The 21,243-nt window shown below is 71.6% G+C and carries 17 protein-coding genes, 2 tRNA genes and 2 pseudogenes; 12 read left to right on the plus strand and 9 right to left on the minus strand.

Translation table 11 applies throughout. The features are described from left to right. Positions 1-25: 25 nt before the first annotated feature. The 4 genes from gyrA (at position 26) to ACWJ6R_RS00795 (ending at position 4,148) form a co-directional block, all read left to right on the plus strand. The gene (gene gyrA / locus ACWJ6R_RS00780) at positions 26-2,536 is read left to right on the plus strand and encodes a DNA gyrase subunit A (protein ID WP_449060341.1); all 2,511 of its coding nucleotides are present in this window, start codon (positions 26-28) and stop codon (positions 2,534-2,536) included. A 78-nt stretch (positions 2,537-2,614) separates the two neighbouring features. Further along, complete coding sequence (locus ACWJ6R_RS00785; RefSeq protein ID WP_449060342.1) at positions 2,615-3,451, plus strand: DUF3566 domain-containing protein; 837 nt, start codon at positions 2,615-2,617, stop codon at positions 3,449-3,451. Between the two features lie 134 nt (positions 3,452-3,585). After that, positions 3,586-3,659, plus strand: a tRNA-Ile gene (locus ACWJ6R_RS00790). A gap of 159 nt (positions 3,660-3,818) precedes the next feature. Next, on the plus strand, positions 3,819-4,148 hold the full coding sequence (locus ACWJ6R_RS00795) for a hypothetical protein (protein ID WP_449060343.1): 330 nt from the start codon (positions 3,819-3,821) through the stop codon (positions 4,146-4,148). Between the two features lie 23 nt (positions 4,149-4,171). Here the strand turns inward: ACWJ6R_RS00795 and ACWJ6R_RS00800 are convergent. Beyond that, positions 4,172-4,245: transfer RNA gene (locus ACWJ6R_RS00800), tRNA-Leu, on the minus strand. Between the two features lie 352 nt (positions 4,246-4,597). On the opposite strand from ACWJ6R_RS00800, the gene ACWJ6R_RS00805 reads away from it, so the two are divergent. The 6 genes and pseudogenes from ACWJ6R_RS00805 to ACWJ6R_RS00830 all read left to right on the plus strand — a co-directional run bounded on the left by ACWJ6R_RS00805 (position 4,598) and on the right by ACWJ6R_RS00830 (position 8,976). Next, the gene (locus tag ACWJ6R_RS00805) at positions 4,598-5,821 is read left to right on the plus strand and encodes an IS110 family transposase (RefSeq protein ID WP_449060344.1); all 1,224 of its coding nucleotides are present in this window, start codon (positions 4,598-4,600) and stop codon (positions 5,819-5,821) included. 242 nt (positions 5,822-6,063) lie between these two features. Beyond that, positions 6,064-6,825 carry a hypothetical protein gene (locus ACWJ6R_RS00810; protein WP_449060345.1) on the plus strand — a complete coding sequence of 254 codons (762 nt, stop codon included), beginning with the start codon at positions 6,064-6,066 and terminating at the stop codon, positions 6,823-6,825. A gap of 113 nt (positions 6,826-6,938) precedes the next feature. Next, positions 6,939-7,187 (plus strand): annotated as a pseudogene (locus ACWJ6R_RS00815) (DUF4158 domain-containing protein); the annotation flags it as partial. Positions 7,188-7,283: 96 nt separating this feature from the next. Next, entirely contained in the window at positions 7,284-8,117 is an 834-nt protein-coding gene (locus tag ACWJ6R_RS00820; RefSeq protein ID WP_449060346.1) for an IS5 family transposase, read from the plus strand. After that, the gene (locus ACWJ6R_RS00825) at positions 8,102-8,560 is read left to right on the plus strand and encodes a hypothetical protein (RefSeq protein ID WP_449060347.1); all 459 of its coding nucleotides are present in this window, start codon (positions 8,102-8,104) and stop codon (positions 8,558-8,560) included. Before ACWJ6R_RS00820 ends, ACWJ6R_RS00825 begins: the two co-directional genes overlap by 16 nt. Positions 8,561-8,760: 200 nt before the next feature. Continuing rightward, positions 8,761-8,976, plus strand: a complete 216-nt coding sequence (locus tag ACWJ6R_RS00830; RefSeq protein WP_449060348.1) for a hypothetical protein — start codon at positions 8,761-8,763, stop codon at positions 8,974-8,976. A 151-nt stretch (positions 8,977-9,127) separates the two neighbouring features. Here the strand turns inward: ACWJ6R_RS00830 and narI are convergent, their stop codons facing one another. The 8 genes and pseudogenes from narI to ACWJ6R_RS00870 form a co-directional block, all read right to left on the minus strand. Further along, on the minus strand, positions 9,128-9,859 hold the full coding sequence (gene narI, locus ACWJ6R_RS00835) for a respiratory nitrate reductase subunit gamma (protein WP_449060349.1): 732 nt from the start codon (positions 9,857-9,859) through the stop codon (positions 9,128-9,130). Further along, a complete protein-coding gene (gene narJ, locus ACWJ6R_RS00840) occupies positions 9,856-10,482 on the minus strand; it encodes a nitrate reductase molybdenum cofactor assembly chaperone (RefSeq protein WP_449060350.1) in 627 nt (208 codons plus the stop codon). Before narJ ends, narI begins: the two co-directional genes overlap by 4 nt. Continuing rightward, positions 10,479-12,143 carry a nitrate reductase subunit beta gene (gene narH, locus ACWJ6R_RS00845; protein WP_449060351.1) on the minus strand — a complete coding sequence of 555 codons (1,665 nt, stop codon included), beginning with the start codon at positions 12,141-12,143 and terminating at the stop codon, positions 10,479-10,481. The genes narJ and narH overlap by 4 nt, the downstream gene beginning before the upstream one ends. Then, positions 12,143-15,860, minus strand: a pseudogene (locus ACWJ6R_RS00850) (nitrate reductase subunit alpha). Before ACWJ6R_RS00850 ends, narH begins: the two are co-directional and overlap by 1 nt. Before the next feature lie 366 nt (positions 15,861-16,226). Next, complete coding sequence (locus ACWJ6R_RS00855; protein WP_449060352.1) at positions 16,227-16,664, minus strand: hypothetical protein; 438 nt, start codon at positions 16,662-16,664, stop codon at positions 16,227-16,229. Then, positions 16,661-17,938 carry a multicopper oxidase domain-containing protein gene (locus ACWJ6R_RS00860; protein WP_449060353.1) on the minus strand — a complete coding sequence of 426 codons (1,278 nt, stop codon included), beginning with the start codon at positions 17,936-17,938 and terminating at the stop codon, positions 16,661-16,663. The genes ACWJ6R_RS00855 and ACWJ6R_RS00860 overlap by 4 nt, the downstream gene beginning before the upstream one ends. Then, positions 17,887-18,948 (minus strand): hypothetical protein, encoded by a 1,062-nt coding sequence (locus tag ACWJ6R_RS00865; RefSeq protein ID WP_449060354.1) that lies wholly within the window; start codon positions 18,946-18,948, stop codon positions 17,887-17,889. Before ACWJ6R_RS00865 ends, ACWJ6R_RS00860 begins: the two co-directional genes overlap by 52 nt. 389 nt (positions 18,949-19,337) lie before the next feature. After that, a complete protein-coding gene (locus ACWJ6R_RS00870) occupies positions 19,338-20,480 on the minus strand; it encodes a hypothetical protein (RefSeq protein WP_449060355.1) in 1,143 nt (380 codons plus the stop codon). 236 nt (positions 20,481-20,716) lie between these two features. On the opposite strand from ACWJ6R_RS00870, the gene ACWJ6R_RS00875 reads away from it, so the two are divergent. Both ACWJ6R_RS00875 and ACWJ6R_RS00880 read left to right on the plus strand, forming a co-directional pair. After that, positions 20,717-21,091 carry a hypothetical protein gene (locus tag ACWJ6R_RS00875; protein ID WP_449060356.1) on the plus strand — a complete coding sequence of 125 codons (375 nt, stop codon included), beginning with the start codon at positions 20,717-20,719 and terminating at the stop codon, positions 21,089-21,091. Further along, a complete protein-coding gene (locus tag ACWJ6R_RS00880; protein WP_449060357.1) occupies positions 21,064-21,234 on the plus strand; it encodes a hypothetical protein in 171 nt (56 codons plus the stop codon). Before ACWJ6R_RS00875 ends, ACWJ6R_RS00880 begins: the two co-directional genes overlap by 28 nt. Positions 21,235-21,243: the final 9 nt, after the last annotated feature.

A 21,243-nucleotide genomic window follows, 5' to 3' on the forward strand; every position in this document is an offset into this window, starting at 1 on the left:
GACTCCCGAAAAGGATCCATCACCCGTGACGGATGTGAACATCCCGCCCGCGCCCGCCGAACGCATCGAGCCGGTCGACATCCAGTCGGAGATGCAGCGCAGCTACATGGACTACGCGATGTCCGTCATCGTGTCCCGCGCGCTGCCCGACGTCCGCGACGGCCTCAAGCCGGTCCACCGCCGCGTGCTCTACGCGATGTACGACGGCGGCTACCGGCCCGACCGCGGCTACTTCAAGTGCTCCCGCGTCGTCGGCGACGTGATGGGCTCCTACCACCCGCACGGCGACTCCTCGATCTACGGGACCGTCGTACGGCTGGCGCAGCCCTGGGCGCTGCGCTACACCCTGGTCGACGGCCAGGGCAACTTCGGATCGCCGGGCAACGACATGCCGGCCGCCATGCGGTACACCGAGTGCAAGCTCGCGCCGATCGCCATGGAGATGATCCGTGACATCGACAAGGACACCGTTGACTTCCAGCCCAACTACGACGGGCGCTCGCAGGAGCCGCTGGTCCTGCCGTCGCGGTTCCCGAACCTGCTGGTCAACGGGTCGGCCGGCATCGCGGTCGGCATGGCGACCAACATCCCGCCGCACAACCTGCGCGAGGTGGCCGAGGGCGTCAAGTGGGCCCTGCAGCACCCCGAGGCGGACGACGAGGAGCTGCTCGAGGCGCTGATCGAGCGGGTCAAGGGGCCCGACTTCCCGACCGGCGCGCTCATCGTCGGCCGCCGCGGCATCGACGACGCCTACCGGACCGGCCGCGGTTCGATCACCATGCGGGCGATCGTGGAGGTCGAGGAGGACGCCAAGGGCCGCCAGTGCCTGGTCATCACCGAGCTGCCCTACATGGTCAACCCGGACAACCTGGCGCTGTCGATCGCCGAGTCGGTGAAGGACGGCCGGATCAGCGGCATCGCCGACGTCCGCGACGAGAGCTCCTCCCGGGTCGGCCAGCGCCTGGTGATCGTGCTCAAGCGCGACGCGGTCGCCAAGGTCGTGCTGAACAACCTCTACAAGCACACCCAGCTGCAGACCACCTTCGGCGCCAACATGCTGGCCCTGGTGGACGGGGTGCCGCGTACGCTCCGGCTCGACCAGTTCGTCCGCCACTACATCGACCACCAGATCGAGGTCGTCGTCCGCCGGACGCGCTACCTGCTGCGCAAGGCCGAGGAGCGGGCCCACATCCTGAGCGCGCTGCTCAAGGCGCTCGACCGGATGGACGAGGTCATCGCGCTGATCCGCCGGTCGCCCTCGGCGGCCGAGGCGCAGGGCGGCCTGATGGCGCTGCTGGAGATCGACCAGATCCAGGCGCAGGCCATCCTGGACATGCAGCTGCGCAAGCTGGCCGCCCTGGAGCGGCAGCAGATCATCGACGAGTACGACTCGCTGATGGCGCAGATCACCGACTACCAGGCCATCCTCGCCTCGCCCGAGCGGCAGCGCACGATCGTCTTCGACGAGATCTCCGAGATCACCGCGAAGTACGGCGACGAGCGCAAGACGGAGATCATCGCCTACGAGGCGGACATGTCGATCGAGGACCTCCTCGCCGAGGAGGACATGGTCGTCACGATCACCCGGGGCGGCTACGCCAAGCGCACCAACACCGACCTCTACCGGGCGCAGAAGCGCGGCGGCAAGGGCGTGCGCGGCGCGCAGCTCCGCCAGGACGACATCGTCGACCACTTCTTCGTCACCACGACGCACCACTGGCTGCTGTTCTTCACGAACAAGGGCCGCGTCTACCGGGTCAAGGCGTACGAACTGCCCGACGCCGGCCGGGACGCCCGCGGCCAGCACCTGGCGAACCTGCTGGCCATGCAGCCGGACGAGATCGTCATGGAGGTCCTGGCGATGCGCGACTACAACGTCGCGCCGTACCTCGTGCTGGCCACCCGGAGCGGTCTGGTGAAGAAGACACGCCTGGCCGAATACGACTCGCCGCGCACCGGTGGCCTCATCGCCATCAATCTGCGCGAAGATGACGAGGTGATCGCAGCGCGGCTGGTGTCGGAGGAGGACGACCTCCTGCTGGTCTCCCGCAACGCCCAGTCCATCCGCTTCACCGCCTCCGACGAGGCGCTGAGGCCGATGGGGCGGGCGACCAGCGGCGTGATCGGCATGCGCTTCCTCGAGGGCGACGAACTGCTCGCGATGAACCGGATCGCCGACGGCGACGACGTGCTGGTCGCCACCGAGGGCGGCTACGCCAAGCGCACTCCGGCGGATCAGTACCCTGTGCAGGGACGAGGCGGCAAGGGCGTGCTGACCGCGAAGATCGTCAGCGCCCGTGGCAGGCTTGTCGGCGCGGTGATGGTGCGGGCCGAGGACGAGGTCTTCGCGATCACGTCGGCCGGCGGGGTCATCCGTACCAGCGCCGGGGAGATCAAGCAGTCGGGCCGCCAGACCATGGGGGTGCGGCTGATGAACCTCAGCGAGGGGGACAGCGTCGTGGCTCTCGCCCGCAACGCCGAGGCGCTGGAGAGCGCCGAGGCGTTGGAGACCGAGGAAAACGGGGAAGGGGAGTAGCCGGTGAGCGCTCAGGCCAGTTCGGGTCCGCGGCCGTCCTCGCCCTCCCGACCGAAACGCGAGCAGGTGACGGAGAAGATGGACAAGGCCACTGAAGCGGATGTCGTGGAGGTGGTCGAGTCACCGGCCGACGGCGGTGCCTCCGCGCCGGAGACCGATGGTTCGGCGACCGACGAGACCACCAAGGGCGGGTCCGGCATGAAGAAGGCGAACGACGACGAGAAGCCGGCCGACTCCACGGTGCGAATCCGCCCGGCCTCCGCCGAGGCCGGTCCGTCCTGGTCGCCCGGGGCCCCGGCGTCTCCGTCGCCCCAGACGGCCCCGCCGCGGAACCCGGCTGCCCCGGCGCCCAACGGCCCGGCCGCCGGTCCGGGGTCTCCGGCCGGTACGGTCCCCGGCCCGAGCGCGGCTCCCCGGGCGGGCAACGCCGCCCCCTCGCTGAGCACGGCGAGCGCGGTCGACGGCAAGGCTCCGGGCTCCTCCTCGCCGCTGCGGATGGACAACAGGAAGTCCTCGGACTCCTCCGCGCCCAGGACGCCCCGCAAGGCGCACCTGGTCCTGCGCAGGATCGAGCCGTGGTCGGCCATGAAGTTCAGCTTCGTGGTCTCCCTGGTCTGCTTCGTGGTGCTGTTCGTCGCGGTCGCGGTGCTGTACATGGTGCTGAACGCGCTCGGCGTCTTCGACTCGATCATCCAGATCGTGAACCAGTTCACCGTCCCGGACGGCAAGGCCTCCGAGACCAGCTTCGACATCGCCCCCTGGTTCGAGCCGGTCCGGATCCTCGGCTACACCGCCCTGATCGGCGCGGTGAACGTGGTGCTCATCACCGCCCTGTCCACCCTGGGCGCGGTCATCTACAACGTCGCCTCCGACCTGGTGGGCGGCGTCGAGGTGACCTTCAGCGAGGCCGAGTGACCGCTCGCGCCACGTCCCCGGACCGGATCCGGGGACGTGGCGCGAGCAGGTCCCGGAACACGGTAAGCTTTTCCCTGTTCGAGCGGCCGGATTCGCCTTCCCCCCGGGGATGCGATACGGTTTCCGCACGACGAGGGGCTATAGCTCAGACGGTTAGAGCGCTTCCCTGATAAGGAAGAGGTCCCAGGTTCAAGTCCTGGTAGCCCCACCCATTTCATCGGCCATTCCCCGCAGCGGGGAGTGGCCTTTTCGATTTGTGTCGTGTCCGCGGAAATCGCGGGCGACGCGCTCGGTCTGTCATGGCCGTCTGGGACGCTGAGCCGTGACGACCTCGATCACTGCGACACCACTGCGACGGGAAACGGACATGGGATTCGTGGGCGGGATCTGGCGTGTGCTGCGCGGGCGGGAACTCGTCGGGGAGATCCTCATCGAGGACGCCGACTTCCCGTGGCTGTCCGGGCACTTCACGCCCGGGCCGGCGTTCGCCGAGGTGAAGCCGCTGTTCGATCGCGATCTCGAACTGATGGAGGAGCAGAGGTGGGACGAGTGGGAGGAGGTCTACGAAGAGATCCGGAAGGCCGTCTCCATGGTGGCGCCGTCGGGTCCCGTCGCGGAGTTCCTCCTGCACGTCGAGGAGGACCGGGCATGGTTCCGCTGGAGTGACGAGCCGTTCGACGAGAACCGCGGACGCTGACCGCCACCACAGGCGGACCGTCGTGCCGCCCCCGGGATTCGAACCCGGAACCTCCGCGACCTGAGCGCGGCGCCTCTGCCATTTGGGCCAGGGCGGCGAGCTGCGCGTCCGATCCGGCTGGCGTAGGCCGGGCCGGACGCGGGTGGGCCGTGGACCGGGCGGGGGTCGCCAATCCCGCCGCCGAGTACCCGGCCCGGCGCCCTCTCCTAATCAGTTCTGGGAGTAAGCCATCCGGCAGACTCCTGGTGGTAGCCGCCGGCAGGTGAGCACTTTCTTCTCCTGGACCTTGAGTCCTGATGAAAGACCGTGCCCCTGCCGGTCGGCCGGGAGAGTTGATCGCTGATGGGATGTCGTGCCCGCCCGCCTGGATGTGAGCACTGCTTGATTAGGTCGCTGATGGTTCTCCCGCGGGCTGCTGAAGGTGATCGGCATCGAGAGCGGGAGGACCGTTGCGACTGTTCGTGGGAGACGACTGGGCCGAAGATCATCACGATGTGGAGGTGATGGACGCCTCCGGCCGACGCCTGGCCAAGGCCCGCCTGCCCGAGGGCGTGGCCGGGATGGCCCGGCTGCACGCGATCGTCGGTGAGCTGGCCGGAGACGACGCCGACGAGACCGAGGTGCTGGTCGGGATCGAGACCGACCGCGGCCCGTGGGTGCGGGCGCTGGTCGCCGCCGGATACACCGTGCTGGCGGTCAACCCGCTGCAGGCCGCCCGCTTCCGCGACCGGCTCGGCGTCTCCGGAGCCAAGAGCGACGCCGGCGACGCGCACGTGCTGGCCGACATGGCCCGTACCCACTCCCACGAGCTGCGTCCCGTGGCCGGGGACAGCCCGCAGGCCGAGGCCGTCAAGGTCGTGACCCGCACCCACAAGACGCTGATCTGGGAACGCACCCGGCACACCCAGCGGCTGCGGCACGCGTTGCGCGACTACTTCCCCGCCGCGCTGACCGCGTTCGAGGACCTGGACGCCGCCGATGCGCTGGAGCTGCTGGCCAAGGCACCCACCCCGGCCCAGGCCGCCCGGCTGACGATCGGGCAGATCAGCGCCGCGCTCAAGCGGGCCCGCCGCAAGAACGTCGCCGACAAGGCCGCCGCGCTCCAGGCCGCGCCGCGCGCCGAGCACCTGGGCCAGCCCGAGGTCGTGACCGCCGCCTACGCCGCCTCCGTCCAGGCGTTGATCGCCGTCCTGGGCGTGCTCAACGCCCAGATCAAGACGCTGCAAGGGCAGGTGGAGGAGCATTTTGGCCAGCACCCGGCCGCTGAGATCGTCCTGTCCCAGCCCGGGCTGGGGCCGGTCCTGGGCGCCCGGGTGCTCGCAGAGTTCGGCGACGATCCCACCCGCTATGCCAACGCCAAGGCCCGTAAGAACTACGCCGGGACCTCCCCGATCACCCGCGCGTCCGGCAAGAAGAAGGTCGCCCTGGCCCGGTTCGTGTACAACGACCGGCTCATCGACGCCCTGCTCACCCAGGCGTTCAGCACCCTGAGATTCTCGCCCGGCGCACGCGCCTACTACGACCGGCAGCGGGCCCGCGGCTGCGGCCGCAACGCCGCCCTGCGCCAGCTCGCCAACCGCCTCGTCGGTATCCTGCACGGCTGCCTCAAGACCGGCACGCTCTACGACGAAGCGACCGCTTGGTCGCATCACGCCGAATCGCTTGCAGCTTGACATCTACGCTCCTGGGATGTCTTTCACGGTTCGCACCGTTAATCCCATTTGTCCTTTATGTCACTTTCTTCCCTCTGGTGGCACCGGTCGAAACCGCCCCGGACCGGCACACCCCGGACGCCTTGCTCCTGCGACCACCTCACCGCCGCAGCCGTCCCGCGGGCAGCCGGGCCCGCCCGGTGAAGGGCGGCGGCATCCGCCTCGGGTGGCCGCGGATCCGGCCCGGATGCGAGGCTCCCGTTATGACCGACGGGCGACGGCGCTCTTTGAGCACCCACATGCGGCTGGACGACCTGCTGTCGGAGCTGCAGGTGCGGCTGGAGGCGGTCCTGGCCACCCGCGACCGGGTGCACGCCCTGCTGGAGGCCGTCGTCTCGGTCGGCAGCGACCTGGACCTGGAGACCGTGCTGCACCGCATCGTCGCCACCGCCGCCACCCTGGTCGACGCCGGTTACGGCGCGCTCGGCGTGATCGGCGAGGAGCGCACCCTGGTGCAGTTCGTCCCCGTGGGCCTCGCCGCGGGCGTGGCCATCGAGAACGCCCGCCTGTACGAGGACACGCGGCGGCGCGAGACCTGGCTGCAGGCGTCGGCGGAGATCACCACCAGCCTGCTGTCGGGCGCCGAGCCCTCCGACGTCCTGGCCCGCCTGGCCCGGCGCGCGGGCGATGGCCGACGCCGACGTCGCGGCCGTCCTGCTGCCGACGACGCCCGCCAGGACCTGCAGGTGGTGCTCGCCGACGGCGAGGCCGCCGACTCCCTGACCGGCCGCCGCGTGCCCGTCGCCGGCTCCCTGGCCGGCGCCGCCCTGCTCGGTGGCGAACCAGTCAGGCTCAACGAGCCCGCCGAGACCGACCTGCTGACCCTGACCGCCGAGCACCTGGCGGTGGGGCCGGTGGCCGCCGTGCCGCTGGGCGCGGCCGGCGGCGCGCGCGGCGTGCTGGGGGGCAGACAAGATAAGCGTCAAAGGGGCACGCCGCAGGTCAGAGGCCATTTCAGTACCTGAGGTGTGACTGTCTGAACTGGTTTGGTTGCGGTTCGGTGAACTGGCGGGTATGCCCTGATCATCTACCGCTACGGTGTGCGCGTCCTGCATGCGTTCAGCTGGAAAGGGCTCGCGTGACCTCGATCGAGCGGACCGCCTACCCGCAGTTCAAGCGCCTGACCCCGGCGCGGGTGCTGCATGTGTTCTTCACTCCGACGGCCGAGGAGATCGCCTGGGCCCGCGAGCGGACCGGCGGTCCGGAGCCGTTGTTCGCCGTGGTGCTGGCGTTGAAGTGCTTCCAGAAGATGGCGCGTTTCCCCTCTCGGCAGGAGATCCCGGAGGTGGTCGTCGACCATGTGCGCCGTTGCCTGGGCTTGAGAGGGCGGTTCGCGAGTTGATGCCCGTGATGTCACAGTGTGGTTAGGTGGATATTTAGCGTTACCACTGGGTGGTGGGCTCGGACATGCTGAAATGACCGGGTGAGCGAGCGCAAGCCGTACCCCAGCGACCTCTCCGACGAGCAGTGGGCGCTGATCGAGCCGGTGCTCACCGCGTGGAAGGCCGCGCACCCGTCGGTCAGCGGCCACCAGGGCACCTACACGATGCGCGAGATCATCAACGCGATCCTGTACCAGGGCCGGACCGGCGTCCAATGGGAGTACCTGCCCCACGACCTGCCGCCCAAGAGCGCGACGTACTACCACTTCGCCAAGTGGCGCGACGACGGCACCGCCCAAGTGATCCACGACCTGCTGCGCTGGTATCTGCGGGAGAGCAAAGGACGAAAGGCCGATCCGAGCCTGGTCGTGCTGGACACCCAGAGCGTGCACGCCTCGGCCGGCGTCCCCGCCGCCACGACCGGAAAAGACGCGGCCAAGAAGGTCCCGGGACGCAAACGCGGCCTGGCCACCGACACGCTCGGGCTGGTCATCGCGGCGGTGGTGCTCGCCGCCTCCGCACACGACAACACCGCGGGAACGGCGCTGCTGGACCGCATCACCGCGCAGACCGGCGGCACCGTGACCACGGCCCTGGCCGACCAGGGCTTCAAGAACACGGTCGTCGCCCACGGCGCCGCCTTGGGGATCGACGTTCAGATCGTCGAGCGCAACCGGGCCGACACGGGATTCGTCCCCCAGCACAAACGCTGGATCGTCGAGCAGACCTACGGCACCTTGATGCTGCACCGGCGCCTGGTGCGCGACTACGAGCACCTGCCGGCCACCTCCGAGTCGCGGGTGTACTGGGCGATGACGGATGTGATGTCCCGTCGCCTGACCCGGGCGCCCGCGCCGTCGTGGCGGTCGACGTGAGCGGGCTCCATGCGCTCCCACCCGATCCCGGCACGTGGCTGCTGGACAGGATCGACGCTCGTGAGCAGGCGTTGACGCATCGGATCGAGCAGCTCCAGGCGCAGATCGACGCGCTGAACGCCCATCTGGGCGAGCTCGGTGAGGCGGTCGAGCATCTGCGGATCACCCGAAAGACCTTGCTCTCGCTCACCGGCGATGATGATCACGATGCGGAACCGCCGGCACCGGTTCCCGTGCTGCCGGACCACCCTGCCTACCAGCAGATCATGACCGTCTTCGCCGATGTCGACCGGCCTCTGCGCGCCCGCGACCTGTGCCAGGCCCTGGACCTGCCCATCGTGGCCAAGAACACCGAGAACATCCGTTCCAAGCTCAAGCGCCTGGTCAGCCGCGGCATTCTCATCGAGATCGAGCCGGGCTTGTTCACTCGGCCACGCTCGTAGCCCGGCGACGAGCCTCCGACCAGCTCGCCTTGCCCAACCCCAGCGGCGAAGGGGACATCAGCTCGCGAACCGCCCTCTGAAGCTGTATACCAACCCACCCGACGACATCGCCGCCGCCTACGTCGAGGATCTCTGAGCAGCCACGGCCGGACCTTCCGTCATGCCTATCGGAGCCCCGTCGTGCCCCTTTGACGCTTATCTTGTCTGCCCCCCTGCTGAAGCTGGGCAAGCGCGTGGGCCGCCTGCCGTTCAGCCACGCCGACGTGCGCACCCTGCACGCCTTCGCCGGGCAGGCGGCCCTGGCCCTGGAACTGGCCGAGGCGCGCAGGGACGCCGAGCGGCTGGGCGGCTCCTTCCACGCGGCGGCCCGGCCGCAGGGCGGGACCCACCTGGAGTGGAGCGTGCCGCTCACCTGACCGGCGACCCCGTCCTGCCGTCCTGCCCGCCGCCGGTCGCGCGCCCTCGAGACCCGCCGGACCACCGGGGAAACGGCCGACCGGCACGGCGTTCCTCGACGCCGTACCGGTCGGAGCCCGAGCCGCCGGCCCCGCACGGCCGGCGGGTGCGTCAGCGCGACGGCTCCCAGCCGCGCCGGGGGGCACGGGAACCCGTCGGCTGCTCGTCGCGGCTGCGGTAGACCACATACGGCCGGGTCAGGTAGCCCACCGGCGCGGTCAGCATGTGCACCAGCCGGGTGAACGGCCAGACGGCGAACAGCAGCAGCGCGCTGAGCGCATGCAACTGGAACAGCGGCGGCGCACCGGCCATCAGCGCCGGATCCGGCTGGAAGTAGAAGATCGACCGGAACCACGGCGAGATGGTCGTGCGGTAGTCGTAGCCGCCGCCGACGATGTTGGCCATCACCGTGGCGGCCAGGCCCAGCACGATCGTGACGGCCAGCACCGCGTACATCAGCTTGTCGTTGCGGGTCGTGGCGGTGAACACCGGGCCGACGGTGCGGCGCCGGTAGATCAGGATCGCCAGGCCGCCGAGGGTGGCCACCCCCGCGATCGTGCCCAGCACGACCGCGACGACGTGGTAGGCGTGCTCGCTGACGCCCGCCGCCTCGGTCCAGCTCTTGGGGATCACCAGCCCGCCGATGTGGCCGAGCAGCACCACCAGGATGCCGAAGTGGAACAGCGGACTGCCGATGCGCAGCAGCCTGGATTCGTACATCTGCGACGAGCGGGTGGTCCAGCCGAACTTGTCGTAGCGGTAGCGCCACACGTGCCCCAGCACGAACACCGTCAGCGCCACGTACGGCGCCACCACCCACAGCACCACGTCCAGTGCGTTCACCTGCTCGCCTCCATCACCGCATACGGTTCCAGTCCCACTTCCTCGGCCGGCGGGCCCTGGGAGGCCAGCCGCAGCGCGGCCTCCTTCTCCCGCGGGCTCGCCGGGCCGAGCGTGGCCAGCACCGCCGCCACCACCTCGGCGTACGGCGAGCGCTCGGCCTCCAGCGCCGTGCGCAGCAGCTCCACCCCCGCCCGGTTCTCCTGCAGCAGCCGCCTGGCCTCCCGCACGGCGCCGCGCGCCGACAACTCGCACACCACTGCCAGGTGGTCGGGCAGCTCGCCGTCGGCGAGCTCGAAGCCCGCGCTGCGGAAGGCGTGCTTGAAACGCAGCAGCGCCGCGCCGCGCTTGCGGGTGTCACCGTAGGCGTAGTAGGTCAGGTACGGGCAGCAGCGCCGTTTCAGGTCGAACGTCGCCACGTAGTGGGCGGCCAGCTCGACCCGGCCGGCCGCCTCGGCGTGCGCCAGGAAACCGGCCAGCCTGCTGCGGACCTCCCCGGCCGGCAGCCCCTCCACCGCCTCGGCCAGTACCCCGCGCGCCTCGTACAGCCGCTCGTCGGGGTAGCCGAGCAGCACCGAGGCCACCATGTGGGCGGTGCGCAGCGCACCCTCCTGCAGCACCGTCACGACTCCTCCTTCTTGCCGTTCTTGGGGAACAGCCCGTCCGGGGTGCCCTTGCCGTCCCAGTTGAGGAGGTTGACCCGGCCGCGCAGCTCGTTCGCCTCGTCCAGGTCGTCGCCGCGCTGGCGCTCCTTGAGCGCGTGGAAGTTCTCCACCGCGATCGGGGCGGGCATGCCGGAGGCCTCCCCGAACGGGCCGTTCATGCCGGGGCCGCCCTCGTAGTCGAGGCTGCAGCCGCTGCCCAGCGCCAGCTCCTCCAGCTGCGCGCCCTGCTCGGCGTGGGCCTTGGGGATGACGTAGCGCTCGTTGTAGGCGGCGATGGCCAGCAGCCGGTGCATGTCCCGGATGCCCTGGCCGGTCATGCCGACCGCGGCCGCGATCGACTCGTCGGGCTCCTGGCCGAGGTTGAGGCGGCGCATGTAGGAGCGCATCGCGGCCAGGCGGCGCAGCACCGCCCGGACCGGCTCCGGATCCCCGGCGGTGAACAGCTCCGCCAGGTAGCCGATGGGGATGCGCAGCGCGTCGATCGCCCCGAACAGGTTCCCGGCGTCCTCCCCGTCGTGACCGGTGCCGGACAAGACGTCCACCACCGGCGACAGCGGCGGGATGTACCAGACCATCGGCATCGTCCGGTACTCCGGGTGCAGCGGCAGCGCCACCCCGAACTCGAAGATCAGCTTGTGGATGGGCGAGTTGCGCGCCGCCTCCAGCCAGTCCTCCGGGATGCCCTCGGCGCGGGCCGCGGCGATCACCTGCGGGTCGTGCGGGTCGAGCATGACGCCCTTCTGCGCCTCGTACAGCTCCTTCTCGTCGGCGACCGAGGCCGCCTCGGTCACCCGGTCGGCGTCGTACAGGATGATCCCGATGTAGCGCAGCCGGCCCACGCACGTCTCCGAGCAGACCGTGGGCAGGCCCACCTCCACCCGCGGGAAGCAGAACGTGCACTTCTCCGCCTTGCCGGTGCGGTGGTTGAAGTACACCTTCTTGTACGGGCAGCCCGTCACGCACATCCGCCAGCCGCGGCAGCGGTCCTGGTCGACCAGGACGATGCCGTCCTCGGAGCGCTTGTAGATCGCCCCCGACGGGCACGAGGAGGCGCACGAGGGGTTGAGGCAGTGCTCGCAGATACGCGGCAGGTAGAACATGAACGCGTTCTCGAAGTCGAGCTTGACCTGGTCGGAGACCTTGCGCAGCACCGGGTCGGCCGGCGCCAGCTCCGGCCCGCCGGCCAGGTTGTCGTCCCAGTTCGCACTCCAGCTGATCTTCGTGGGCTCGCCGGTGATCAGCGAGCGCGGCCGCGCCACCGGCGTGTCGGCCTGCATCGGCGCGGAGAACAGCCGGTCGTAGTCGTAGGTCCAGGGCTCGTAGTAGTCCTGGATCGACGGCATCAGCGGATTGGCGAAGATCGAGAACAGCTTCTTCAGCCGCCCGCCGGCCTTCAGCTTGAGCCGGCCGCGGGAGTTGAGCTCCCAGCCGCCCTTCCACTTGTCCTGGTCCTGGTAGGTGCGCGGGTAGCCCTGCCCGGGACGGGTCTCGACGTTGTTGAACCACACGTACTCGGTGCCGGCCCGGTTGGTCCACGCCTGCTTGCAGGTGACCGAACAGGTATGGCAGCCGATGCACTTGTCCAGGTTCATCACCATGGACAGCTGCGCCATGACGCGCATCAGTAATCGACCTCCTGGTTGCGGCGGCGGATCACGGTGACCTCGTCACGCTGGTTACCGGTCGGCCCGAGGTAGTTGAACGCGAACGACAGCTGCGCGTAGCCGCCGATCAGATGCGTAGGCTTGATCATCAGACGGGTCAGGGAGTTGTGGATGCCGCCGCGCTTGCCCGAGGTCTCGCTCTTGGGCACGTCCACCACCCGCTCCTGGGCGTGGTACATGTACACCGTCCCGGCCGGCATGCGGTGCGAGACGATCGCCCGCGCCACCACCACGCCGTTGCGGTTGACCGCCTCCACCCAGTCGTTGTCGCGGATCTTCGCCCGCGCCGCGTCGGCCGGGCTCATCCAGATCGTCGGCCCGCCCCGCGACAGCGTCAGCATCAGCAGGTTGTCCTGGTATTCGGAGTGGATCGACCACTTGGAGTGCGGCGTCAGGTAGCGCACCGTGATCCCGTCGACGCCCGGATCCCCGCCAGAACCGATGCCCGGCTCACCGAACAGCGCCGTCATGTTCAGCGGCGGCCGGTAGACCGGCAGCGCCTCGCCCACCTCGTGCATCCAGTCGTGGTCGAGGAAGAAGTGCTGGCGGCCGGTCAGGGTGTGCCAGGGCTTGCGGTGCTCGACGTTGATGGTGAACGCCGAGTAGCGCCGCCCCCCGGTCTCGCTGCCCGACCACTCCGGCGAGGTCGTCACCGGCACCGGCCGGGCCTGCGTGTCGGCGAACGTGATCTGCTTGTGCTCGTCGGCGAGCCCGTCGAAGCTCGTGCCGGTGCGCCGACCCAGCGTGGCGAACCCCTGAGCGGCCAGATGCCCGTTGGTGGTGCCCGACAGCGCCAGGATCGTCTCGCACATGTCGGTGTCGCGGGCCAGCGACGGCCGCCCGTCGGCCACCCCGCCGCGCACGGTGCCGTTCATCCGGCCCAGCCGCTCGATCTCCCCCGACACGTCGTAGGTCAGGCCCTTGGTGGTGGCGCCGAGCTTCTCCATCAGCGGCCCCAGCGCGGCCATCTTCTGCGCGATCGCGCCGTAGTCCCGCTCCACCGTGACGATCTTCGGGAAGTCCCGGCCCGGCACCGGCGTGCGGCCCTCGGCCCGCCAATCGCGCACCACCCCGCCCGGCGTGGCGAACTCGTCCGGCGTGTCGTGCAGCAGCGGCACCGCCACCAGGTCCTTGCGCACCCCCAGATGGGTGGCGGCCAGCGCGCTGAACGCCTTGGCGATGGACGCGAACGCCGCGAAGTCGGTCCGGGTCTGCCAGGGCGGGTCGATCGCCGGGCTGAAGGCGTGCACGAACGGGTGCATGTCGGTCGAGGACAGATCGTGCTTCTCGTACCAGGTGGCGGCCGGCAGCACGATGTCGGAGAACAGCGTCGTCGACGTCATCCGGAAGTCCAGCGACAGCAGCAGGTCCAGCTTGCCCTGCGGCGCCTCGGGATGCCAGCGCACGTCACCGGGACGGTGCTCCGGCGCCGCCTCGGTGGCGCGCAGCGAGGAGTCGGCGCCCAGCAGGTGCCGCAGGAAGTACTCGTTGCCCTTGGCCGACGACCCCAGCAGGTTGGCCCGCCACACCGTCAGCACCCGCGGCCAGTTGCCGGGGGAGTCAGGGTCCTCGCAGGCGAAGCCCAGCTCCCCGGCGGCCACCTTGCCGGCGATGTACGGCCCGGCCTCCTGCCCGGAGGCGGCCGCCTCCTCGGCCAGCTCCAGCGGATTGCGGTCGAACGTCGGATACGACGGCATCCAGCCCATCCGCGCCGACGCCGACAGCAGGTCCGCGGTCGACCTGCCGGTGAACGCGCCGCCGCCCAGCGGCGAGGAGACCGTGTCGGCACTGTAGGTGTCGTAGCGCCACTGATCGGTGTGCAGGTACCAGTAGGCGGTGCCGATCATCTGCCGCGGCGGCCGCGCCCAGTCGGTGCCGAACGCCATGTGCGCCCAGCCGGTGACCGGCCGGCACTTCTCCTGGCCCACGTAGTGCGCCCAGCCGCCGCCGTTGACGCCCTGGCAGCCGGTCAGCGTGGTCAGCGCCAGGAACGACCGGTAGATCGTGTCGGAGTGGAACCAGTGGTTCGTCCCCGCCCCCATGATGATCATCGATCGGCCGCGGGACTCCTCGGCGTTGCGCGCGAACTCCCGGGCGATCTTCACGGCCTTGGCCGCCGGCACCCCGGTGATCGCCTCCTGCCAGGCCGGCGTGTACGGCGCCGAGGCGTCGTCGTAGGAGGCCGGCCAGTGCCGCTCACCGCCGGCCTCCGGCTCGGCACCGGCGCGGCTGGCGCCGCCCGGCGCGCCACGCCGTACGGGCGAGCATCAGGTCGAAGACCGTCGTCACCACGCCGCCGGCGACCTCGCGCACCGGCACGCCCCGCCGCAGCACCCCGCCCGCCCCGCCGTCACCGTCGCCGGCCTGGTCGAAGCGGGGCAGCAGCACCGTCGCGTTGCGCCCGCCGTGCAGGCTCAGCAGCGGGTCCACGCCCTGCAGGTCCAGGTTCCAGCGCCCCTGGCCCTGCTCGGAGTAGCGGAAGCCGAGCGAGCCGTTGGGCACCACCGGCTCACCGGTCGCCGCATCCAGCAGCACCGTCTTGAACGCCGCCTCATCACCCGCCTCCCCGAGGTCGGCGGCGGTCAGGAACTTGCCCGGCACGTACCCGCCGCCCTCCCGCTCGGCCAGCGTCACCAGGAACGGCAGGTCGCTGTGGCGCTTGACGTAGTCGGTGAAGTACGGCACCTGCCGGTCGACGAAGAACTCCTTGAGGATCACGTGCCCCATCGCCATCGCCAGCGCCCCGTCGGTGCCCGGATGCGGCGCCAGCCACTCGTCGGCGAACTTCGTCGCGTCGCTGTAGTCGGGGGTCACCACCACGACCTTCTGCCCCCGGTAGCGCGCCTCGGTCATGTAGTGCGCGTCCGGGGTGCGCGTCACCGGCACGTTGGAGCCCCACAGCATCAGGTAGGCCGCGTCCCACCAGTCGGCCGACTCCGGCACGTCGGTCTGGTCGCCGAACACCTGCGGCGAGGCCACCGGCAGGTCGGCGTACCAGTCGTAGAACGACAGCATCGTGCCGCCGATCAGCGAGACGAACCGCGCCCCGGAGGCGTGCGAGACCATCGACATCGCCGGGATCGGCGAGAACCCGGCGACCCGGTCGGGGCCGTAGGCCTTGATGGTGTGCACGTGCGCGGCCGCGATGATCTCGGTCGCCTCGTCCCAGGTGACGCGCACCAGGCCGCCCTTGCCGCGCGCCGACTGGTAGCGGCGCCGCTTGTCCGGATCGGAGGTGATCTCCGCCCAGGCCGCCACCGGGTCGCCCAGCCGCGCCCTGGCCTCCCGGTACATCTCCACCAGCACCCCGCGGGCGTAGGGGAACCGCACCCGGGTGGGGGAGTAGGTGTACCAGGAGAACGCCGCCCCGCGCGGGCAGCCGCGCGGCTCGTACTCCGGCCGGTCGCCCCCGACGCTGGGGTAGTCGGTCTGCTGCGACTCCCAGGTGATGATGCCGTCCTTGACGTAGACCTTCCACGAGCACGACCCGGTGCAGTTCACCCCGTGCGTGGAGCGCACCACCTTGTCGTGGCTCCACCGGTCGCGGTAGAACGCGTCCGCCTGGCGGCCGCCGATCTGGTGCAGCGTCCGCAGGTCGTCGGAGACCGCCCCGGCGCGCAGATGCCGGCCCAGCCGCAGCAGCGCGTCGTTGACCGGCCCGTCCATGCCCGCCATATGTGATCCTCTTTCTCTCGTCACAGACCGCACATCCCCGGAACGCCCGCTTTCATGACCATTCCTCTTGATCATTTTTCGGCTGCGCGCCCCCGAAAAAGGGAAGCGGCCGGCTCCGGCCGCGGGATCCGTGCCGGGTCCCTGCCGCCCCGGGCATGTCCCGGAGCGCTGCCCCTCATCCTCCCGACAGGGCATATCCCGGCCTCAGGGTCTTTAGTCCCGCAGGTCAGGCCCAAAGACCCAAAGATCTACACAAACGCCCCTCGGGGCGACGCGACGCGGCACCGAACGGCACGCGGGCAGTCTGCGGCAGGTCGCCCGCGGGCTGCCGCGGCGGGCCGGAGCGGCCGCACTCAGGTGGCGCGCTCAGGTGGCCGGCAGCGCCGTGGCCAGCAGCACCACCCCGACCGACCCCACCAGCGCCGTCACCGCCATGGCACGCGCCAGCGCGGGCCGCCCGCCACCGGTGGCCCACCCGTGCAGACCCGCCGCGGCCATGACCGCGCAGAACAGCACCAGCTTGGCGGCCAGCACCCGCCCGTAACCGGGCTCGGCCAAAGACGCCCAGGTCACACCCTTGCGCCAGGCCAGCGCCACCCCCGTGCCGAGCTGCACCGGCAGGAACACCGCCCCGGTGAACAACCCGAAACGCCGCCCCACCGCGCGCATCACCAGCGCGCGCCGCTCACCGTCCAGCGACCGCCGCGCCAGCGGCAGCACCACCAGCGACACCGTCAGCTGCCCGCCCACCCACAGCGCCGCCGACAGCACGTGCGCGAACCGCACCACCGTCCACCAGGTCACCGCGCCCCCACCCTGAACAGGCCGTGCGCGCCGCCCTCGGCCTGGCGCATCGTGTGATCGACCACCGGATAGGTGCCCGCCTCGGGGAAGACCAGCTCGGCGAACCCGCCCTGCGCCGGCGCCAGATCCAGCACCTGCGCGCCACCCGGGTCACCGGCCCGCAACCGGTAGGCGCCCTCGGCGTAGACCGTGTCGAACGGCGCCCCCACCACGTGCAGCGCCGTACCCGAGCTGGGCCCCGCCGCCACCGCCCAGATCCGCACCCGCTCACCGGCCCTGGCCTCCAGCGGCGCGTGGTCGTAACCGGCCGCGGTGCCGTTGAACATCCACCCGTCGGGCCGGCCCTCGCGCAACCTGACGGCCTGGGCGTCACCACCCGGCTCACCCAGGTACAGCTCGCCCTGCACCAGCAGGTACTCGCGGTCCACCCGCGCCAGACCCGGCGGATCGATCACCACCGCCCCGTACATGCCCGACGCGATGTGCTGGCTCATCGGCATGGTCGAGCAGTGGTACAGCCACGCCCCGGCCCAATCCGCCCGGAACCGGTAGGTCAGCCGCTCACCCGGCTGAATCGTGCGCATCACCTCATCGGGGGCGTTCGCCCCGGCGTGGAAGTCGATGCCATGCCCCATGGCGCCGCCGTTGACGAACGTCACCGTGAACACGTCCCCGACCTTCCCGCGCAGCACCGGCCCGGGCACGGTCCCGTTGAACGTCCACATCCGCTGCCGCACCCCGGGCGCGACCTCCAGCACCGCCCGGTCGTCCACCCGGATCTCCACCTCGTGCTCGGTACCGCCGGGCGCCGGCTTCAGCGCCGCGTCGTACGGCCTCCACCCGGGCGACATCGCCGCCCCCAGATCCAGGCCGGCCTCCGCGCCGTCCGCACCGCCAGCTGTTCCGTGCGCGCCGTGCCCCGCCCCAGCGTCCGCTCCCGCGCTCCCGCCCGTACCGGATGCGGCCAGCGCACCCACCGGCACGATGCTCATCACCATGCCCGCCGCCCGATGCCCGGCCACGGTGCACCAGCCCTCCACCCGCTCACCGAGCGGCGCCAGCTTCAGCACGGCGCTCTGCCCGGCCGCCAGCAGCGGAGTGCGCTCCCCACTGTCCAGGCGCAGGTCGTGCCGCTGGGCGTCGGCGTTGGTGACGCGCAGCGTCAGCACCGTGCCGGGCGCGGCCTCGATCACCGCCGGCCGCACCCGCATCCCCGACAGCGTCACCTCGACCGTCTTCGCGCCGGTCGCCACCACCGGGCCGCCGGCCGCCACTCGGTGACCGCGACGACGACCGCGGCGGCCGTCAGCAGGCACCCGGCGACCACCCCGGCCAGCGCGGGGGAGACGACCGACCTCCCACCCGCACCACCCCGGGCACCCACCCCCTCCTGCCCGCCGCCGGGCCGCACCCTCCCAGCCGACGCGCTCCGCGCCAGCGCCAAGGCGGCCAGCACCACGAACACCGCCACCGGAGCCAGCACCAGCACCCAGCCCAGCAGCACCACCGGCCCCGGCACCGGCAGCGCCAGCACCACCACCCCGGCGTTGAACACCGCCAGCCGCACCACCCAGCCGCGCTCCAGCAGCGCCGCGTTCTCCTTGAACCGCACCGGACCGCCACCCAGCACCGCCGGCAGCAGATGCAGCAGCGAACCCAGCAGCACCTGGCCGACGAACCCGGCCACCACCAGCGGCAGCAACCCCTCCAGCCCGGCCGCGACCTCACCCGCCGGACGAGTGGCCACGACCACCACGTCCACCGCCAGCGCCACCTCGAACCACACCACCCCGGCGCCCAGCATCCAGCCCGCCCCGGTATGCGGCCGACGCGCCCGCACCGCCCCGGCCAGCGGCACCAGCGCCGCCAGCGCCCCGCCCGCATACACCACCAGCCCCGCCGCCGCCACCGGCCGCACATCCGCCGCCAGCCCACCCACCAGCAGCACCAGACCCGGCACCGCCAGCCGCAACCCCACCAGCGACGCCCGCCGGGTCCGCTCCGGCATACGGGTGCGCAGCACCGTCGGCCACAGCGTGAACAGCGTGCCCAGCACCGTCAGACCAACCCACCCCAGCAGATTCACCTGGGCGTGCGCGGCGTGCAGCCGCTCGTGCACCGCACCGTGACCGACGTGCCCGGCCAGCAGGCCGCCCAGCGTGCCGCCCACCGCCAGCGCCCCGGCCGCGCACACGTACCAGGCGATGAGGTGACCGAACCGGCCCGGCAGCGCCCGCCGCACCAGCCCCACCAACGCCGCGCCATGCCACACCACGACCGCCACGACCACACCCGCCCCGCCCACCCGCCACCACCGCCGGACCGGCCGCCACGCCGTACAGCACGGCCACCGCCCCGGCGTTCAGCAGCGCCAGCCGCGCCAGGCTCCACCGCGGATCCGGCGTGCGGGCGCGCAGCAGCGCGACCGCGAAATGCTCGCTCCAGATCAGGATCGCGCTGCTCACCGCCCCCAGCAGGAAGACATGGAGCAGCAGCCAGCGCGGCGCCGGCAGCCCGTCACCGGCCACCGCCGCCGCGACCGTCAGCCCCAGCCACCCCACCACCAGCGCATTGGCCCGCAGATGCCAGGACGCGCGGCCGCGCCCCGGCCCCGTAGGCGGCCCCACCGGCGGGCCCTTCTCGATACGCACCTCGACCGATGCCACCTTGCGGTCACCTTCCCATCGATGCCCGGCGCGCCCGCCGCACCAGCGCGACGGCACACCCGGCGAACACGAGCAACGCGATCTCCGCGAGCAGCCCACCCGCCACCCGCACCGCCCCGGCGGCGGCCAGATCCCCGGCCACCCGCACCGCCACCGCCGCGTGCAGCAGCACCACCGGCACGTACAGCACCGGCCGGTACGGCAGGCCCACCCGCAGCACGGCGGGCAGGATCACCGGCGCGTGCGCGAACACCATCGACATGACGAAACCCAGGAACAGGGCGTGCAGCGCCGCGTCGTACAGATGACCGCCGACCGCCAGGCCGGTGACCGCCCACAGGACCCCGGCGACCGCCAGCCAGCCGTACCCGGCCAGCAGGCACACCGCCGCATACCGCGGCAGACCGCTCCCGCGCACGGTGCGCCGCGCCACGTCGAACCAGACCAGCCAGACCGCCACGGCCACCAGGCCCACCCCGGCGATCCGCACCCCGGCCCCCGGATACCAGACCGAGCAGACCGCACCGGCGCCGATCAGCCCCGCCGCGCCCGTCAGCCCCGCCGCAGCCCCCCACCGCAGCACCACCACATGAGCCAGCTCCAGCCGCTCCCCGGCGATGGTCAGCACATGGAAGGCCGCCCACCAGCCCACCACCTCCGCCACCGGCCACCCGGCCAGCCACAGCAGCCCACCGGCGTACCAGGCCAGCGCACCGCCCAGCTGCAAAAGCACCTCCCGGCCGACCCGCCGCCCCAGCAACGCCACATAGATCCCGGCCAGCCAGCCCGCGGCGACGGCCAACGCCAACCGGCCCGCCTGCTCGGCCCCCGCCACCAGGCACACCGCACCCAGCGCCGAGACCGCCGGAGCGATGTACCCCCAGCCGCGCCGCAACGCGACCGCACGCTCCAGGCAGATCAGCGTCCCCAGGAAACCCAGCGCCATCAGCGGCCCGTGCTCACGCACCGGCGCCCCAGGGGCGGGGGCCTCGGGCAGCAGCAGCGCCAGACCCCCGTAGAGGCCGGCGAGCAGGGCGACAGCGGCGCCGGCCAGCATCACCAACCGCCCGGCGACCAGGCGGCGCCGCGGCCGCGAAGAGGCGGCCGGCGACCGGCCGGCCGACCGCACCGCCGTCGATTCTGTGGACACGGCCGCATCTCTTCTGGTCGTCGTACGGAACGCACCCCACGCTATGCGGGCCGGCGGCGCGGGTCCCGGGCTCAAAGACCACCACCGCAGGGACCAAAGTCCTCTCCGTCCCCTCACGGGACTTTCAGCCTCCCCATCAGGGGCCTGCGACCCTTCCCGCGCACCCGGCCGCGACCGAAGGCTCCTACGAAGGCGCCCGCCCGGGGGCCCGCCACCGCACCCGAGGGAGAAGACGCATGAACGACCTGCGCGGACCGGCCGCGACCCTGGTGGGCACCGTCGGTGTCGCCGCACTGACGGCCGGCGCCGTCATGACGGCCCGCGGCCTGCAGGGCAGGGGCGAGATCCGGGACGAACTCATCCGCCAGAAGATCACCTTCCCGGGCAAGGGACTGCCCGGACCGCTGGCCGCCCAGGCCGGCCGGCGAGTGGAGACCGGCCCGCAGGCACGCGCGTTCGCCGACGTGATCGGCGGCAACGTCCGCCAGGCCACCCACGGCCGCACCTACTCCGAGGTCAGCGCCGACCTGCACGCGCCGGCGGCCAGGACGAGACCCTCGGCGCGCTGCGCCAGACCGCGTTCATGGGCGAGACCCTGCGCGCCTCGCTGATGACCGCCTACCAGGCCTGGCAGCTCACCTCCCTGACCGTCGGCCTGGGCGTGGTCCTCATGGGCACCGGCGCCGCCTTCGTCACCGTGGGCGCGGCACTGCGCCCGGCGGGCCGGCCGACCTGCCGGCCGACCGGCGGCTGACCGCCCCGC

The organism is Planomonospora algeriensis (assembly GCF_977012225.1).